This is a genomic window from Longicatena sp. 210702-DFI.1.196, assembly GCF_020563125.1.
In the GTDB taxonomy this organism is placed as follows: Bacteria; Bacillota_I; Bacilli_A; order Erysipelotrichales; family Erysipelotrichaceae; genus Longicatena; species Longicatena caecimuris.
Map to the genome: position 1 here is coordinate 16,223 of NZ_JAJCPX010000035.1, position 17,466 is coordinate 33,688.

Below are 17,466 nucleotides of genomic sequence, written 5' to 3' on the forward strand. Positions count from 1 at the left end.
ACAAACACCTCCACCTTTTTTGTAGCAATTTCCATGCCAATACACGAACAAGGTATTTCTAAAAGCGCTTACTTACGTTATAATACATACAGGTGATGTATATGAAAATGAAACAGGAAATGCGTCCTACACTAAAACAAAAACAAGTCTTAACCATGAAACAGCAGCAGGATCTTAAGATCCTGTCCTTTTCCAGCAGTGAATTACAGACATATATTGAAGAACAGGTAGAAAGCAATCCCTTATTGGAACAGGATATCCAATATGAAACCGGCTATATCCAAAAGTGTGAGCGCAATTTTGAACTTATGATGAATTATGTCATTCAAGAACAAACACTCAGTGAGGTATTGCAGGAACAAATTCATCAATATAATAAACCACTTTTTGTTGATTTAGCCGTATTTCTTGCGGATCTATTGGATGATAACGGCTATCTGCCCTATTCCAATAAAGCTATTCAGCGATATTTCCCACAATATAGCTATGATGATATTGAAGAAACAATCAATATTTTACAAAGTTTTGAACCAAGTGGTGTAGGAGCCAGAAATCTTCAGGAATGTCTTTTAATACAACTGGCAAACCTTGCTCATCCCTATGCGAAACTGGCCATTCTTTTGGTGAATGAATATTTAAGTGAACTTGCTCAACATAATTTAACGATTTTGGCCAAAAAGCTAGACGTAGCTATCTTTGATATTCAAGAGGCCTTAAAACTAATCCAAAGCCTTCATCCAAAACCAGGATCGATGTATGCTGCTACTGCGGTATATTTGAATCCGGATGTTTATGTCGCCTGTGAAGATGGAGAAATCACGATTGAATTATTCCGTAACACCTATGGACTGCGTATGAATATGGAAGACTTTCCTGCTCATTATGAAGAAATGAAAGACTATTTGAAGCAAGAAAAGAAAAAAGCCGAAAGTTTATTAAATGGTATAAAAAAACGCAGTGACACACTGCTGCACTTAACAAAAGCCATTGTGGCACATCAACTGCCTTTTTTCACAGAAGGAAAACCGTTACAGCCGTTAACCATGAAAACCATTGCGGATGCCTTATCTATGCATGAATCAACCATCAGTCGTTGTGTAGCCAGTAAATCCATGATCTTTCAAAATCAGACCATTCCGTTAAAATACTTCTTTGTTCATTCCTTATCAAATGACAGCGTAAAAGAAGTACAGGAACGCTTGAAAGAACTCATACGAAACGAAGATCACAAGAAACCCTACAGCGATCAAAAACTATGCGATATCTTACTTCATGAAGGCTATACGATCTCACGAAGAACCATCGCCAAATATCGGGATGAATTTAAAATTCCATCAGCTGCGAAACGAAAATCTTATGAATCCTAAATTTCGATAATTTTTTTCTTGTAAAATACTACATACTATCCTATAATCAGCATGTAAGCAGAGTAGAGATTGAAGCGTTAAGTATCCGCGAACGGGGAGTTGTCGTCGGGGCGAAAAGAGTTTCTCTTGCGATTCCAGTCTTGCATCCCGCTGTTGCATAAGAAAAAAGGAGATACCTCTTTTTCCGTATGCATCACAGGAAAAGGAGGTATTTTTATATGAACTTTGCGAAAGAAATTATGCAGTTGCCAATATTAATCAAAGAAAGCAGTAAAGAGATGAAGAAAGTGAAATCCATTTGCGGATGTGCGATGCTGACAACGTTAAATGTAGTAGCAGGCACCTTCTTTATTCCTCTTTCACCAACTTTACGTATTGGCTTCTCAAGTATATTTGCCGGTGTTTCCGGTATGATCTATGGGCCTGTGTTAACCGGCTTTGCCGGCATCATTGCCGATACCTTAAAATACATTGCCCGTCCGGATGGCCCGTATTTTCCCGGCTTTGCCTTGAATGAATTTTTAATCGGCATGATCTATGGCTGCTTTTTCTACAAGAAAGAATTATCGTTTCTCCGTGTTTTAGCCGCTCGATTGTGTATTACCGTCTTCATTAATCTTTTCTTAACTTCGTTATGGTTAAATATACTGTATCAAAGCCAGCTTTTTACCCTGTTGCGTATTTTCAAAAATGTAATCATGTTCCCTATCGATGTTGCCCTGTTATACTTTGCTTTAAAAGCAACAAAACGTATCCCTACGTGAGGATACGTTTTTTTATGACTATATGTCATCACGTTGCTTATAAACAGTTTAAAAAGCCTTTCAAAACCTTAAGTCGTTTATAAACTAAAGGAACCCCAAAAGGTGGATAACTACGATAAGGGGTTCAGTATAAAGATATTTACGTTTTACTTTACTATAGAGCACAGCTGCGTGGCCCGCTTTTACCGCCAACACGGATGATTTCCGCTTTCGGTGTGGTTTGTTTTACTTTAACAATGGCACCGGAATTTTCTCTTCCGATATATAAATCCAGATGACTTCCATAAATAGCTCCACCGCGATCTAATACGATTGCATAATAAGGTTTATCTGGTGAAATACCACTGCCGCTAAGTCCATGATTGCTAATCTTAATGATGGAGCATAAAGGAATACTTGGATCAGCTGCTATGATGTAATACTTCCCATATCGAATGCCTCTTTGCCAGCTGCCATCCGGCATCATAACACCCATATCGGCATCCAAAGTAACGCCAAGTGAAGTTCCTCCACGTCCATCTTCACCACCACAGCCATAACAGTCAACACCATAGGTTGTTGTCATAGGAGTAAAGGTTCTCGCCTCACGTTTTGCCTGTTCTTGTTGCTTTTTGCGAATGCGTTGATTCATTTTCACACTGTAATTTTTTATCGCTTTCTGTGTACGAAGGCTTCCTTTAACATCTCGGTTTTGTAACAGTGTGCTGAATCTTTGTGATACACTTGCATCATTTGCCATGAGCGAAAGTGCGGATACGTCCTCGGTGATATTCATCATTTCAGTTGTATGAAGTGCAGGCATCTGCGCTGCATCTGTTTTATTAATCGTTGTTATGTTCGCAGTGCTTAGCGTCTGTGTTGATGTCGATTTACTCCCGCTTGCACACCCATATAAAGCGAAAACACTGATGAATAAAGCGAATTTTATTCGTTTTGAGTTCATTGATGTTCCTCCTTTTGTACGAAACAAGCAATAGTCTAGCATACTTTTTTCAACTTGTCCAATTTTTTTGCTTTTTAACATGTGTTATTACCTATTTTTCCCTTAATTTATAACTTTATACCGAGAATTTTTCTGTCGAAATTTAGTTTTATGCCCTAAATATCGTCCCACTATCAAAATATGTATGTTGCAAAGCTTTATAATATGCGTAAAATCACTTGTGAATTTCGTTTTATTTTCACATATAAAAGTGTTTTTTATCTTTTGTTTCATTTTCTGAAATCGGTATCACTCCCCTGTTTATCAGATATTCTGAAATTATCCGGCAATTGTGAAAAAGCAAAGAAAAACACCTGTAAATTACTGGGAATTTCTCCTCGTTTTACAGGTGTCATCAACAAATTCTTCAAATCACAAAGCCCAATTCGCGCCTTTATAATTTTTTCTCAAACATAAGTTTTGTGCGTTTATGCAAATTTAAACCATAAACAATTTCATGATCGACAATTTCAAAACATTTTTTATCTGCATATTTTTCAGGTGTATGAGCATCCAGTCCATAGACTACATCCACAGGATACTGTTCTGCTACTTTCCAGAACGCACGATATGGATAAGTATAACGCCATTCCTCACCAATCTGGCGTTTACCATATTTCAATCCATTTAGGTTTATCTCAATAGGAATGTTGGCATCACAGGCACTTTGACAAATGATGCGTGCTGCTTCCTCACATGCAGGTGTCCACTGTGGCTTACTGAACATAAATAAGTCAGGATGTGCGATAATATCCGGAAGTCCTTTTTCACACGCTTTACGGATAAGATTTGCATAGCGCAATACATCCTCATCCGTATTCGCTTCATAAAATTCCGGTTCATACAAGGCCGGACCATGCTGTCCGATAATCATATAGTCAAAGCGATCGCGATATTCCAACAATTCTAGCAACTGATCTTCAAAATACTCAAACTCTAAGCCAATGCGTATTTCAATTTCCTTTTCATATTTCTTCTGCAACGCTTTTACACTGGCGATATAGCCTTCCAATGCTTCCTTATCCATACGCTCTCCCGGTGTATGAACACCTGCATATGGCGCATGATCACTAAAGCCCATAACTTGAAAACCGTTGGCAATGGCTGCTTTTACATATTCTTCATCTTCTCCAATGGCATGCTCGCAGCGTTTTGTATGACTGTGATAATTAAAGTTCTGCATAGTTGATCTCCTCATCCTTATATAATATGATGTTTCCCTTATAACTCTTCTTCATAAGTAAAGCCTAATCCCTGTACTTCATTTGTATCTGTCACAATTACAAAAGCTTCTGCATCAATGTGACTGATCATATGCTGTAACTCCGGCAGCTGTTTTTTCGTTACAACAACCATTAAGACCGGTTTTCGCTCATTTGAATATCCGCCATTGGCTTCAAGAATGGTCGTGCCTCTTTCCAAACGCTCATGAACCTTATTCATGATCTCTTTATACTTTTCGGAAATTATCATAACGTTTTTAGCATCATGTCCACCTATCAACATGGTTTTATTGATCATAAAGCTGCTGACCCAAACAGATAAAATACCTGTCAATGCTGCCTGCAAGCCATATACCGCAGCCCCCAGTAAGACAGTCAATGCATCAATAATTAATACCAGAGATGGTAAAGGGATATGCGTGTATTTATTTATGATCAGTGGTGGAATGTCCATACCACCGGTGCTTGCGCCGGTACGGAAAACACAACCGACCCCAATCCCCATCAAAGCACCTCCATAAATAGTCGCCAAATATTTATCCATAATAAAAGTATCTGCCGGTATATAATGCGCTGCTAAAAATGATAACAGTGATAAGAATAATGGATAACAGATGGTACTTAAAATGGTCTTCATTGCAAATTTCTTTCCTAATATGAAAGAACCTGCCACGAACAAAACAACGGTTAATACATTTATCACAATTTCCGGTGTAACATGAATTAATGGCTCTAAGGCAATCGCCACACCAGCTAAACCTCCGGTCAATACATTATTGGGCAATATGAACCAGGCAACACCGATTGCCAACGTAATATTACCTGCTAAAATCCAAGCCAGATCCCGCAGCGTTTCTTTTGTATTCAGCTGCACAATGACCACCTCATTTCATAACGTTAATATTATACCATTCTTTTTTTTCTTCGTCTTCTAAAACCTAAGCACATTCATAATATTTACAAGCCATAAGAAAAGCATGAAACCTATGTTCATGCTCAATGAAATAATTCTTGTAGGAAAGAGCGCGGTTGTACTTTTGGCATACAGACACTTTGGGCAACCAATTCACCTGTGATGGTCGTCCCTTTCCCATCTCCTTCTATGATATGCAGATGGTTCTTTTCCCATTTGGCATGTACGTTATCAGACACCTCAAACATATCTAGATTATCTAATACCATTAAAATATAAGATTCTTCATGTACACCGCTCACCAATTCGGTATATGCATCTTGCATCTTTTCCTTTAACGGATATGTTTTTTGTGTTGTACTGTCAAAATGAATTTCATACTGCAAGGATGTCTTACTGCTACAAGTCATGATCGTCATAAGCACTGCCAGCCAAATACCTCCAATTACCATATATTTCTTCATACATTCACCTCATAGCTGAAGTATGCTCTATCTATCTTGTTTTAAACATAGCCGCTCACAATTTTATCCAAGTTCTCCATCACAAATACTGAAATGGAACATACACATGCAAAAGAATCATACTTAAATATGCTATAAATTATATAAACTAACAATAAATATACAAATTAGTGGTATAAAAGAGGGGATTCGGGCTCAGCTTATTAAATGACGATACATACTAAAAAAGCCTTCTAACTAAAAAGATATTTACGCTCAACCACCATAAAGATACTATTCTCGATAAATTGTATCATCGTTTTCCTTATAATATATTAAAGAAAACAGCCAACAAGTAAGACAATCACACTCTTATTCGATAAAACGATTCGTTAATAAAGACAAAACACTGGTATTTTAACAGGAATGTGTTAAAATACTCTAGGAAATTTCACGTTTCCCTTAAACTAGTCATGTAAGACACGGAGGTAAACTATGAAGTATGATTTGCTGATTATCGGGGCAGGGCCCGGCGGGATTTTTTCGGCTTATGAAGCAATGAAATTAAACCCTGAATTAAAGATCGGTCTATTTGAATCAGGCACATCTTTGGAAAAACGTAAATGTCCAATCGATGGTGATAAGATCAAATCCTGTGTAAATTGCAAATCTTGCAGTATCATGAATGGATTTGGCGGTGCCGGCGCTTTTTCTGATGGTAAATATAATATCACGAACCAATTCGGCGGAACACTTTACGAATATATCGGCAGAAATAAAGCCATAGAGTTGATGGAGTATGTGGATAAAATTAATGTTGAAAATGGTGGTAAAGGTACAAAGCTTTATTCTACCGGCAACACACATTTAAAAAAGGTATGTATGCAGAACGATTTACATTTGCTAGAGGCAAGTGTTCGTCATCTTGGTACCGATGTAAATTACATTGTACTGGAACACCTGTATCATCAATTAAAAGATCAAATCGACATTCATTTTAATACCCATATCGATAAGGTAGAAAAAGTAGAGGATGGTTATCGTATATGGAGCGGTGAACATAGCTTTACCGGAACCAATTGCATTATCTCTACTGGTCGTAGCGGCAGTAAGTGGATGGAAGCTATTTGTGATTCTTTGCATATTCGCACGAAAAGTAATCGCGTGGATATCGGTGTTCGTGTAGAGCTTCCTTATCGTATCTTCTCTGATCTGACAGATGAGCTTTATGAAAGTAAGATTGTTTACCGAAGTGAAAAATATCAAGATAAAGTACGTACGTTTTGTATGAATCCACGTGGTGTAGTCGTAAGTGAGAACACCAATGGCATCATTACCGTAAATGGTCATAGCTATGAAGATCCAAAACGTTATACCGAAAACACCAATTTCGCGCTTCTTGTCAGCAACCATTTTACGGAACCATTTAAAAACAGTAATGAATATGGCGAAAGCATTGCCCGTTTATCGAATATGTTAGGTGGCGGTGTCATTGTTCAGCGCTTCGGTGATTTGATTCGAGGACAACGTAGTACCGAAGGACGTATAGCAGAAAGCTTTGTCACACCGACGTTATCCGCAACTCCCGGCGATTTAAGTCTGGTAATTCCAAAACGTCAGCTGGATGATATCATTGAAATGATTTATCGTTTGGATAAGGTTGCACCCGGGACGGCAAATGATGATACCTTGTTGTATGGTGTAGAAGTCAAATTCTACAATTTAGAAGTAGAAATTAATAAAAATCTGGAAACCTGTCATAAAGGGTTATTCGTTATTGGCGATTGCAGTGGCGTTACTCATTCCTTAAGTCATGCCAGTGCCAGTGGAGTGCATGTTGCCAGATATTTATATCAGAAATAGAGCAAGAATGAAAAATGAAGCACAAAAAAGGTTTGTATCCTTAGGTGAATATAGTAGCCTGATACAAACCTTTTCCTTTTATAATTCGCTTCTTCAAGCTTTTGTATAAGCCTTTCTTAAAATAGCGAAGAATATACATAATACTTCTAAAATAAGCTGTATGATGTATAAAAAACCATCATTTTATACTTTATATAGCTATTTATAGTATATTCCTACATTCTCTTATTCTCTGTTTTCCTTATCTTTTTCAGGGCGATAGGCAGCTAAACGTGTTTTCAGATCTTCCCCTTGCTCATGCAAATCATCCATAGTGAATACTTCTGCTAAGCGTCCATTTTCTAAAACAAGACAGCCATCCGCAATTGTCTCAATTTCAGCGATATCATGTGTGGATATTAACAAAATCCGTTCTTCCATAACTTCTTCTAAAACAGCATGAATACAATCTTCCTTAGCGTACATATCCAAAGAAGTAAAGGGTTCATCCATTAATATCAATTTGGCATGTTGCGCAAAAGCAGCGGCCAGTTCTATTTTCATCTTTCCCCCTTTTGATAAAGACGCTATACGCTCTTGTGCATCTAGTTCAAAACGATTGAGAAAATGTAAGTAATCCTCCATTGAGAAGGATGGATAGTACTGCGCTAGAAATTGTCCGTATTCCTTTCCTTTCATATAAGGAAGACTACTGCCATCAGCACTTGCAAATGCGATATCCTGCAACTGTTCACAGGCAGGCTTTCCATTTAGCAAAATCTGTCCTTTATCTACTTCTAATAAGCCTAATATACACTTCAACAAGGTTGTTTTACCACTGCCATTGCGCCCTAAGATGCCATAAATTTCCCCTGGCTGAAACGTAATTGTTATATCGTGGATACCCTTATCTCCTAAAAACAATTTTTCAACATGATGCAATTCTAGCATGTCCTTACCTCCTGTTTCTTCCTTTCCCAACACTGTGTAGCTACACCAATATTTGCGAAGATGCACAATGTATAGAATAGTATTTGAAAATATTCAGTCGTATACGTAATACGTAAGAAACAAACACATAACGAGAAAATTAAATACATCTTGGTGATAGGTTTCACCTGTTCTTTCCATAACGTCATGACCGCTGCGACAAGCAAGCTGGATAACTGCACAATTAATAAAATCATGCTGATAAAACTTAACACATTCACAGGCAAAAGCTTTGCCATAATCGTTTGTTGTTTTACCATTTGCCAAAACACCGGTGAGACATCGTTCACTTTGATATTCGTTGCCAGATAAGCGATAGAATGTTTATAATAGATGCCGTAAAACAGGAGATAGCCTATCATGAGAATACCCGCTATCACGATAATGTCGGCGATGACCTGTAAGAAATGCTGCTGCATCACCAATTGCCAACGCACCTTCCCTTTTTGATACCATGTGTACAATTGTAGAAAAGCGATAAGCAAAACAGGAACTACAAAAAACAAAAGCATAAGAAATGACATATCTGTTTCTTTCGGATAATCATGGATCTCTTGATATACACAATGAAAGTTATCAGAGAAATTCAGAAAGGTAAATTCTAAGCCATACAATAGTAAGATTTTCCACCATAATATGCTAAGATGATGCCTTATCTGATGCAGAACCACCTTCATGATCATCACCTCCGGATACGCGCTTGATAAAACATATAATACGCATCTTCATCTTCACGATAGTCACCTAACTGCCATTTTCCTTGATACACGTTTTGTTCATGTTCTATGACTTGGATATAGATACAAGATGCATCTTGCGTCAACACATAAGTTTTCCCATCACGATAATACACATCATCAACACTAACATTATCTAATTTAATCGTATCATAAGGGCATACACATGAGAGTTTCATCGTGTTGGTATCTAGACGATATAGTTTTCCATCCGCAAAATAATGGATATAGCCGTCGTTTTGCCATGTAAACTCATCGAATAATATTTTTTGTTGGGTTTTTAACTCTTTCTGTAAATTCCCTTTTTCATCATAGAGCATAGCATAAGTATTTCCCTTCGTATCATAGGCAATCACCAACAAACGATCAGCAACCTTTTCCATGATAAAATAAGAACGCTTAGCCGGCAGTGTAACCATTGGTGTAATTTCTTTTATCTTAACTTTATTCTCCTGTAACAAAGCTTTATCTTGCGATTCACAACTGATTTTATAAATATGATTAGCGCCGTGAAATTGTGTATTTGTCTGGGGCATGAAGTAGTAAACATTCTCATCTTTACCACGAATCAGACTTTCCGTAGGAAGAACATCTGTATACTTTTGTACTCCTCTTTCATTTACATCCGTATCCAATTGTTCTAACGTGATATAAGAAGTATCATCCGTTTGTTCCTTTATATCATAAAGTGTTTCCTGTAATTGATAGTGCTCATTGGATATTACATGCTGTGTAGGTATTTTTATATTATTTGAACTATAGAACACATAAGCCGCATCAGCCTGTGGTATAACTCTTTTTATCTCATGTCCCTCTTCACTTAGATTCTTTGGTTTTCCTATGGCCTTTTTTGTCTGTTCATCCATTTCAAAAATACGTTCCATAGAAATTTCATAATCTTTTTGCTTTTCTTGTGTACTTTGACGAGTATATCTTTGGGTGATCTCTCCATCTTTAAGATCGAGATATAGGGTTCTGCCCGAATCTTGCATGCCGAATGTTGTTTCAATCGTCATCCCCGCTAAGGCGGATCTTGCTTTATCACTATTATCAAATGGAATATCTTTAGGAAATAATTGATTGACATGATAACCAAGGCATGTCAACAGCAATACTGTTGATGTTGTAAGATATAGTATAATTTTTTTCATATGGATTTCCTCCTGACGAATGCATGTTCCAACTTTCGATGCAATAATAGAATAAGCAGCAAAGCTTCTCCGGCAAAAATTTCATAGCGGTAAGGTAACATCAGAGAAGAAGAAAACAAAATCATATTCAGAAAAAGGATGATGACAAAGGTTATGAGCAGCACCATAATTAGGCTTATACGGCGGTCTAAATCAATTGCCGTAAAAGAGAAAGCGACCATGATATAGGCAATACCTAATAAAATAAGCAACAGACAACCACATTCAATAGCATTGATTGGCATCCAATCAGTAATGGAGATGAGCAAAGTTGCATACGCATATAGATTATTCATAAAAGGAAAGTGAAACGGTTGAAGGGCAATCATCATAAACCATACAAGAAAAGGGACACTTGCCAGCAATAAGACACTCGCATAATTGAAGAGTACTTCGCCAAAGATAAAAGAACGTTTCGATACCGGCAATACCTGTATGCGGGTAAGTCCGCCACTTTTGGCAAAATGGGTAAATCGCTTTACCTGTATCCATAATAATAGGATAAACCCTATGAGGATTATCATGATGTTTATTCCCATATCATGATAGTATAAGAGTTCTATATTTTTTAATTGCAGAAACAGCCATGTTCCTTCTGCCAATAGCACACAAAGAAATAAAAGGATAATTTGTGAGATTGCTGAGCGGCAAGTCATATTCATTAATTTCAACATGTTTTTCATAAGCTTCTCCTTACTGTATTATATTCATAATACACTCATTCGATAAAAAAATTATATTTTATCCCATAATGTGGTCATGATAGCAATCGTCTGCTGAAAATTCATGCCACAGCTTTTACAATCCGTGATAAAGGTTTTTACTTGTTGTTCTATGAGCTGGCAGCGAATACGTTCTTTGGTGTCTTGGGTTACGACAGCAATACTGCGAATATTGGATATTGTACGAATAAACCCTTCATCTTCCAGTAATTTATAGGCCTTTTGAACAGTATTAGGATTAATGGATAAGCGCAAAGCCAACTCTCGGCGACTCGGCATATCTTCGCCATCCACAATTTCTCCCAGTAAAATGCCTTTTTTGATATAGTCAGCTAATTGCGGATATACAGCAGCTTTTTGATGAAATTCTATATCCTGCAGTTTTATCACGATACCACCTCCTAACTGTATTATATCCATAATACACCAATGCGTCAATACATCTCTCTTCATGAGTTGTCCATTCGATAAAAAAAGGGTATACTAATACTAACACAAGGAGGAAATGTTACATGAAGATCATAAAACGTCTTTCGTTATTAGCCTTATCCGGCATCATGGCACTATCGTTAGGTGCCTGTTCTTCAAAAGATCCCCAGGAAGAACAAAAGAAATTCGACCGTTTTATTGAAAAACAGTTCATACAGCAGATGGAAAGCGACTATACGACCATGCATGTATATCTGAAACAGCCACAAAAACACGGTGTCGACCCAACGAATGTAAAAGTAAATTTAGGAGAACGTCCAACGATCGAAAACCAGCATAAAGCTGCTGAAAAAGCGAAGAAGGTCTGGGATGAATTTAAAGAATTTAAGCGTGATATCTTAAGCGATGAGCAGAAACAGACATACGATTGTTTCGAATATCAAGGAAATATTGAACTGCAGCTGATGGATAAAAAGTTTGACTATTATCAACAGATGTTTGCCAGCATCTCGGGGATACATTATCAGATGCCAACCTTATTCTCTGACTGGGATTTACGTAATGAACAGGATGTTAAGGATTTAATCTTATTAGTAAAAGATGTAAAGCCTTATGTTGATTGCGTTATCCAATATACAAAGGAACAGGCAGATAAAGGACTGCTTATGACAAATTTGGATGATGTAAAGAAATATTGTGATGGCATTTTAAAAAAAGGTGAAAACAGTGCCATATTAACATCCATGTATCAAAACATCGATACTCTCAAGCTGAGTAAAACAAAAGCCGAATCCTACAAGAAACAATTGAAACAGGCTTTTACTACTTCCTTTCTGCCAGCCTATCAAGATATTAGTGATTTGATGAAAGACTTGAAAAAAAGTGGCAAAAACAATGACATAGGACTTGCTAAATTTGAGAATGGTAAAGCATATTATGCTTTATTATTACAGAAAAGCATCGGCAGCAATAAGAGTGTGGATGATATCAAGAAAATGATGAACACCAGTTTTAACACGCATTTACAAAATTTGCAAGGCATCGTCATAAACAATTTAGATATCGTTAAAAAAATTACAGAGAACAAACTGCCTGTCACTTCATTTAAGAGTTATGATGAGATATTATCTTATATTAAAACGCAAATACCAAATGATTTCCCTAGCGTTAAAGAATTAAAATATAATATTAAGGCAATAAATGACGAAATTGCCTCTAGCAGCGGTGTGGCAGCTTATTTTAACATTCCTCCACTTGATGGTGATGGTACAAAACAATTGCGCGTAAATCCAAAGACAGGGGCCATTAATAAGATTCAGACATATTCCACGGTTGCTCATGAAGGATTTCCAGGACATATGTTCCAATATAGCTTCATGTATGAGAATCAGCAAAACCTTTTCCGGAATGCCTGCATAGATTCCAGTGCTTATGTTGAAGGTTATGCTGTTTATGCTCAGTATTATGCTTATAATTATTTAAAGGATATAGATCAGAATCTCTTACTTGCTTTAAAAGAAAATGAGCTTGCCAGTTACAATATGATCATACTGGCAGATATCGGCATCCATTATGAAGGCTGGTCGTTAAAGGATTTCAAAGATCATTTCAATGCTATCGGCTTTCAATTAAGTGATCATGACGCTATGGTACAATATAGTCAATTACAAGCAAATCCTTGTGCCTTTGAACCATATTATGTTGGTTATGAAGAAATCGCTTCTTTAAAAGAAAAGGCGGTCAAGAAACTTGGCGATGCATTTGACGATAAAGCTTTCCATACGGCATTGTTAAAGAGTGGTGTTGCCCCTTTCAATGTTGTTGAAGAAAACATTAATGCCTATATTGAAAAAGGTAAATAAGAATAAAGTTCTATTGGTTACAAGCTTTTAAATAATACTTCTTTAGAAGCAAGGTTACTTGTGCATTGCGCAAGAGCACACTCTTTAAGTAAACAGTATTCGCTTTTCCACATGATTATCGCTTTTATGGATAAAGAAGTTCAGCTTTTTGAAAGATATAAAGAGTATCTAAAAAACATAGGAAACTGAAGTCCACCGCAAAAACATGTGGTGCTTCAGTTTTTTTCTATACATTTACCGATATAAAAAAACGGTTTATGTAACACATGCATACGATATCATAATGGATAACGCCGCATTGTGTTTCTTTAACCGTTTTTTATTTTATCCTAAGGCATTTAACATTGCTCTGGATAGGGTTGGTACGATCTGGTTTTTACGTGATAATACATCTTCATGGAAACTGTGTTCCTCTTCTTTCTCATTTGGAAAGGCATCAAAGATGGCCTGTGCCTTATCACCGGATGAATAAAAGATAGAACCATTTTCAAGTATACTGGTAAAGACAATCACACATAAATCTAAACCTTTATTTCTGGTAAATTCATCCAATTCTTTTTGTAATTCACCCTCTATTTCTTTCACTTCACCAACACTGGAAACAATCACCTGTCCAATCATTACCACATTATCATCTATTTCAAAACGTTTGATATCTTGATTGATCAGATCATGTACACTCTTTTGACTGATGTTGGAGCTTACCTTAAACATTTCCTTCGCAAATACATCGATATCCAATCCTGCTTTATCTGCCAATGTCTTGGCAATACCGATATCTTTGGCAGTGGTTGTGGGAGAGCGGAATTTCAATGTGTCTGATAAGATTGCCCCTAACAAGAGTCCTGCTAAGTCTTTCGCAATATCCATCTGATTTTCCATATAAATTGAAGTGATGATGGATGCCGTACTTCCGATGATTTCATTACGGAAGGAAATGGGGCGAGATGTGATGATATCACACACGCGATGATGATCGACAACTTCCAATAGATCGGCCGCCTCTATTCCTTTGACAGATTGCGAATACTCATTATGATCCACCAGAATCACTTTTTTATTGTGATGGTCCAAGATATGGAAACGTGATATATAGCCCTTTAAATGATTATCATTATCGACAACCGGGTAACTGCGATATCGTGTTTTTAACATTTTTTTACCGACATCTTCTACAAATTCATCCATATTAAAGCTGACAACATCACGCTTCATTAACAGTTTAACAGATGGTGAGAAATATAAATAACGAGAAGTATTCATTGTACCATGACCACTGATGATAATAGGACAATGATGTAGTTTCGCCAATTCCAATACTTCATCATCAATGGAATCACTCCAAACAACGATTAAGATACCTGCCCCTTTGGTAATGGCCGTCTTTTGAGCTTTTGCATCATTTCCTAATACAACCAGTCGATCTTGAACATCATAATTAGCCAGACGTGTTTCCGTCATGGCTATGATGCTGACTTTTCCATTAAAATGAAGTTTAGGATCATCATATATCATTCTGCCATTGATCGTACGACAAATATTTTCAATTGGCGTTTCTCTTAATAAAGCAATACCGACAGCTGTATCTCCCAAACCGACCGTTGCCAGATCACTCTTTGTTACCATGCCCAATAACTGACCTTTTTGATTCACTACACCATAAGACTGCTTGTTTTGTTCATTCATCATCTGCAGTGTTTCATAAATAGTCGTTGTAGGTGAAATCGTAAGTGGCTCATCCATTTCAATTTCATCAAGAGTAGCTCTTGCGTCTTCAAACAGCATTGGTTCTTCAAAACCAAAGCGGTTTAATAAATACTTAGTTTCTGCATTCAGTTCCCCTAAGCGGCATGGAATCGCACGGATTCCTTTGCGCTGTTTAAACAAGGCATAAGCAATAGCCGATATAATAGAATCAGAATCAGGATGTCTGTGTCCTGTAATATAAACGATGTCCTTTTTCATACATAACTCCTTTATTGTTATTACGTTTACTATTATACCCGACATCTAATAAATTGCAATTTATAGCCCTCTGAATTTTACGGTAAAGAAAAAGGTGTTGTTTATCATTCACGTATTTATCTTTACCAGATAACAACATGCATCATATGCTAACACCTTATCTAACATCAATGATTTATAAACTTTTGAAATTCATCGATAAGCTTGTTTTTCTCTTTATTCAACGTATCCTTCCATGAAGAAATCATATTACTACTTTCCTTAATGATTGCATCCTTTTTATCATCTGCCGCTTTATATACATCACTTGCATATGTATGTATATCTTTCCCTAGTTTAGCTAACTTTTGACTTGATTCAGTAGCACCGGCTTTGGCAGCTGCCTCTAAATATGTTCCTGCCTTAATCAGATTCTTCACAACCTCATCATCTTTTACTTTATTCATATTTTCATGTATGTACGTTGTTGCTTTCTCAATATCTTCTTTACTATATTCTTGCACATCTTGAAGCGTTTTTTTCGCTTCTTCTTCTAATTTTGTAACTTCGGCATCGATGTCTGCCTGTTTATTATTGCTGCATCCCATAAGGCATATGGTAACAGCTAAAGCAGATGCCACTATGTGTTTCCCTTTCATAAAATAACTCTCTTTCTTATTTATGCTATATCCTTCTTATGTAGGATTTTCTTTCTAAAAAACGCCGTTATCATCATTAGACATGCCAACAATAAGGTGATGGCACCCAGTATTAATGTATAACGTTCTAATTGAGCAATGTTGTCCTGCAAAGCAGCCGCCACTTTTGTATTCGCAAAGACATGTGCTAACAGTTGTGGTATTGTTTGTGATACAACAAACATCAGCAAACAGCCGATTAACCATACCATGGTTAATCCTCGCAAACCTTTCTTTTGCATGACTAGCAATAACGAACATAATAGCATACCCAATTGGCTGATATAATAACAGATATCTCCCTTTAAAAAATATAAGATTTTAAATGCTGTCAGCTGTACATCACTAAGCTCTTCTTTCATGATATGAAGCGAAACATCATATAAGGCCTGTACGTCCATAGCATCAATTACCGTTGTCATAATGGCGGATACTTCTTTTTCACTTAAAAGCCCTTCGGTAAATAAGCTTAGTTCACTCGCATGTTGATTCGCCTGCTGTTTCAGTGTTTCATTGATCTTCATCGTTGTTTCACTTTGCGTATCTTTGACAATGTCGGCAACAAACGCTTCTGTATATACATTCAAGACAGCTAACACTTCTTCATCATTTACAATATCTTCTAAAATTTTGGTTAACTTTTCCGATTCTTCTTCTGCTTTTGGAAAGTTGATCGAGTTTAACCTTTCTGCTAATTTTTTCTCAATGTGGATCTGATTTAATACGACATGAACCATGGAGTGCTGAATCATTCTGGAACAAAAGGTGTAACCGCCAAATAACGTGATACAGCAAAGCAAAGCAATTCGATAAAACCATGTGATCCCCGACTTCATATGAATTTCTCCTCTTTTTTATTTCAATAAAAGGTAACGAATTCACTTATCTCTTTACGTTTTGGCATTGTTGGTGTCGCATCACCATATCCTACAGCAATTACTGATACGATAATTTCTTCTTCACTGATACTCAGCATCTCACGTAGTCTATCAGCATCACGAATTCCCATGACTAAGGTACTTAATCCTAAATCCGTTGCTTTTAATAATAAGTTTTCATTCTGCAAGCCTAAATCATAACAACCCCAGCCATTGCCCAGTTCATTACTTGGTTCACCGTTACGTTCATAACCACTGCGATCTTTTACAAATGTTGTAACAATCAAAACTGGAGCATCTTTCGTATTCTCTGCATTAAATGGGGCAAGCCCTTCCTTTTTCACCTGCTCTAGCTTATCTTTATCCATAACAACATAATAACGTCCTGTCTGTGAATTTTTCCATGTAGGTGCTAAAAGAGCCGCATGAAGTAATTCCTCCACAACTTCTTTCTTTATCGGCTTATCTTGATATTTACGAAT

General features: G+C 36.8%; 17 protein-coding genes and 1 riboswitch. Of the genes, 4 read left to right on the forward strand and 13 right to left on the reverse strand.

What is annotated here, in order from left to right; all coding sequences use genetic code 11:
* Positions 1-101: 101 nt before the first annotated feature.
* Together rpoN and LI241_RS12665 are read left to right on the forward strand one after the other, a co-directional pair.
* Positions 102-1,367: an RNA polymerase factor sigma-54 gene (gene rpoN, locus LI241_RS12660; protein ID WP_227151350.1), complete on the forward strand. Its 1,266-nt coding sequence runs from the start codon at positions 102-104 to the stop codon at positions 1,365-1,367.
* Positions 1,368-1,423: 56 nt separating this feature from the next.
* Positions 1,424-1,522, forward strand: a riboswitch (THF riboswitch).
* Positions 1,523-1,585: 63 nt separating this feature from the next.
* On the forward strand, positions 1,586-2,131 hold the full coding sequence (locus LI241_RS12665; RefSeq protein ID WP_008690325.1) for a folate family ECF transporter S component: 546 nt from the start codon (positions 1,586-1,588) through the stop codon (positions 2,129-2,131).
* Positions 2,132-2,285: 154 nt separating this feature from the next.
* On the opposite strand, the gene LI241_RS12670 is transcribed toward LI241_RS12665, so the two are convergent.
* The 4 genes from LI241_RS12670 to LI241_RS12685 all read right to left on the reverse strand — a co-directional run bounded on the left by LI241_RS12670 (position 2,286) and on the right by LI241_RS12685 (position 5,713).
* Positions 2,286-3,074, reverse strand: a complete 789-nt coding sequence (locus LI241_RS12670; protein ID WP_008978070.1) for a 3D domain-containing protein — start codon at positions 3,072-3,074, stop codon at positions 2,286-2,288.
* A 433-nt stretch (positions 3,075-3,507) separates the two neighbouring features.
* A complete protein-coding gene (locus LI241_RS12675) occupies positions 3,508-4,296 on the reverse strand; it encodes a histidinol-phosphatase (protein WP_132224097.1) in 789 nt (262 codons plus the stop codon).
* Positions 4,297-4,334: 38 nt separating this feature from the next.
* On the reverse strand, positions 4,335-5,210 hold the full coding sequence (locus LI241_RS12680) for a YitT family protein (RefSeq protein WP_008690320.1): 876 nt from the start codon (positions 5,208-5,210) through the stop codon (positions 4,335-4,337).
* Positions 5,211-5,332: 122 nt separating this feature from the next.
* Positions 5,333-5,713: a multidrug transporter gene (locus LI241_RS12685; protein WP_227151352.1), complete on the reverse strand. Its 381-nt coding sequence runs from the start codon at positions 5,711-5,713 to the stop codon at positions 5,333-5,335.
* Positions 5,714-6,187: 474 nt separating this feature from the next.
* Here LI241_RS12685 and LI241_RS12690 point away from each other — a divergent pair, with 474 nt between their 5' ends.
* Positions 6,188-7,555: an NAD(P)/FAD-dependent oxidoreductase gene (locus LI241_RS12690; RefSeq protein WP_008978014.1), complete on the forward strand. Its 1,368-nt coding sequence runs from the start codon at positions 6,188-6,190 to the stop codon at positions 7,553-7,555.
* A 225-nt stretch (positions 7,556-7,780) separates the two neighbouring features.
* On the opposite strand, the gene LI241_RS12695 is transcribed toward LI241_RS12690, so the two are convergent.
* From LI241_RS12695 to LI241_RS12715, 5 genes are read right to left on the reverse strand one after another with little or no spacing between them, the layout of a single operon-like run.
* A complete protein-coding gene (locus LI241_RS12695; RefSeq protein ID WP_008690317.1) occupies positions 7,781-8,485 on the reverse strand; it encodes an ABC transporter ATP-binding protein in 705 nt (234 codons plus the stop codon).
* A complete protein-coding gene (locus LI241_RS12700) occupies positions 8,479-9,201 on the reverse strand; it encodes a hypothetical protein (RefSeq protein ID WP_008690316.1) in 723 nt (240 codons plus the stop codon). Before LI241_RS12700 ends, LI241_RS12695 begins: the two co-directional genes overlap by 7 nt.
* Before the next feature lie 5 nt (positions 9,202-9,206).
* Positions 9,207-10,412: a hypothetical protein gene (locus tag LI241_RS12705; protein ID WP_227151354.1), complete on the reverse strand. Its 1,206-nt coding sequence runs from the start codon at positions 10,410-10,412 to the stop codon at positions 9,207-9,209.
* Positions 10,409-11,134: a hypothetical protein gene (locus LI241_RS12710; RefSeq protein WP_008690314.1), complete on the reverse strand. Its 726-nt coding sequence runs from the start codon at positions 11,132-11,134 to the stop codon at positions 10,409-10,411. The genes LI241_RS12705 and LI241_RS12710 overlap by 4 nt, the downstream gene beginning before the upstream one ends.
* A 51-nt stretch (positions 11,135-11,185) precedes the next feature.
* The gene (locus tag LI241_RS12715) at positions 11,186-11,563 is read right to left on the reverse strand and encodes a GntR family transcriptional regulator (RefSeq protein ID WP_017144738.1); all 378 of its coding nucleotides are present in this window, start codon (positions 11,561-11,563) and stop codon (positions 11,186-11,188) included.
* Between the two features lie 122 nt (positions 11,564-11,685).
* On the opposite strand from LI241_RS12715, the gene LI241_RS12720 reads away from it, so the two are divergent.
* Positions 11,686-13,464, forward strand: coding sequence for a DUF885 domain-containing protein (locus LI241_RS12720; protein WP_008690312.1), 1,779 nt, complete (start codon positions 11,686-11,688; stop codon positions 13,462-13,464).
* Positions 13,465-13,788: 324 nt separating this feature from the next.
* On the opposite strand, the gene LI241_RS12725 is transcribed toward LI241_RS12720, so the two are convergent.
* From LI241_RS12725 to LI241_RS12740, 4 genes are all read right to left on the reverse strand, one after another.
* A complete protein-coding gene (locus LI241_RS12725) occupies positions 13,789-15,429 on the reverse strand; it encodes a putative manganese-dependent inorganic diphosphatase (protein WP_008690310.1) in 1,641 nt (546 codons plus the stop codon).
* 167 nt (positions 15,430-15,596) lie between these two features.
* Positions 15,597-16,067 carry a hypothetical protein gene (locus LI241_RS12730; RefSeq protein WP_008690308.1) on the reverse strand — a complete coding sequence of 157 codons (471 nt, stop codon included), beginning with the start codon at positions 16,065-16,067 and terminating at the stop codon, positions 15,597-15,599.
* Between the two features lie 20 nt (positions 16,068-16,087).
* Entirely contained in the window at positions 16,088-16,942 is an 855-nt protein-coding gene (locus LI241_RS12735; RefSeq protein ID WP_008690305.1) for a hypothetical protein, read from the reverse strand.
* 23 nt (positions 16,943-16,965) lie between these two features.
* Positions 16,966-17,466, reverse strand: a 501-nt coding sequence (locus LI241_RS12740) for a nitroreductase family protein (RefSeq protein ID WP_226897118.1), incomplete at its 5' end; no start/stop codon positions are given.

Coding starts and splice junctions, on each gene's coding strand:
- LI241_RS12705 (WP_227151354.1), bottom strand. CDS start 10,412: ATGAAAAAAATTATACTATATCTTACAACATCAACAGTATTGCTGTTG.
- LI241_RS12685 (WP_227151352.1), bottom strand. CDS start 5,713: ATGAAGAAATATATGGTAATTGGAGGTATTTGGCTGGCAGTGCTTATG.
- LI241_RS12730 (WP_008690308.1), bottom strand. CDS start 16,067: ATGAAAGGGAAACACATAGTGGCATCTGCTTTAGCTGTTACCATATGC.
- LI241_RS12700 (WP_008690316.1), bottom strand. CDS start 9,201: ATGAAGGTGGTTCTGCATCAGATAAGGCATCATCTTAGCATATTATGG.
- LI241_RS12720 (WP_008690312.1), top strand. CDS start 11,686: ATGAAGATCATAAAACGTCTTTCGTTATTAGCCTTATCCGGCATCATG.
- LI241_RS12670 (WP_008978070.1), bottom strand. CDS start 3,074: ATGAACTCAAAACGAATAAAATTCGCTTTATTCATCAGTGTTTTCGCT.
- LI241_RS12695 (WP_008690317.1), bottom strand. CDS start 8,485: ATGCTAGAATTGCATCATGTTGAAAAATTGTTTTTAGGAGATAAGGGT.
- LI241_RS12675 (WP_132224097.1), bottom strand. CDS start 4,296: ATGCAGAACTTTAATTATCACAGTCATACAAAACGCTGCGAGCATGCC.
- LI241_RS12710 (WP_008690314.1), bottom strand. CDS start 11,134: ATGAAAAACATGTTGAAATTAATGAATATGACTTGCCGCTCAGCAATC.
- rpoN (WP_227151350.1), top strand. CDS start 102: ATGAAAATGAAACAGGAAATGCGTCCTACACTAAAACAAAAACAAGTC.
- LI241_RS12735 (WP_008690305.1), bottom strand. CDS start 16,942: ATGAAGTCGGGGATCACATGGTTTTATCGAATTGCTTTGCTTTGCTGT.
- LI241_RS12690 (WP_008978014.1), top strand. CDS start 6,188: ATGAAGTATGATTTGCTGATTATCGGGGCAGGGCCCGGCGGGATTTTT.
- LI241_RS12665 (WP_008690325.1), top strand. CDS start 1,586: ATGAACTTTGCGAAAGAAATTATGCAGTTGCCAATATTAATCAAAGAA.
- LI241_RS12725 (WP_008690310.1), bottom strand. CDS start 15,429: ATGAAAAAGGACATCGTTTATATTACAGGACACAGACATCCTGATTCT.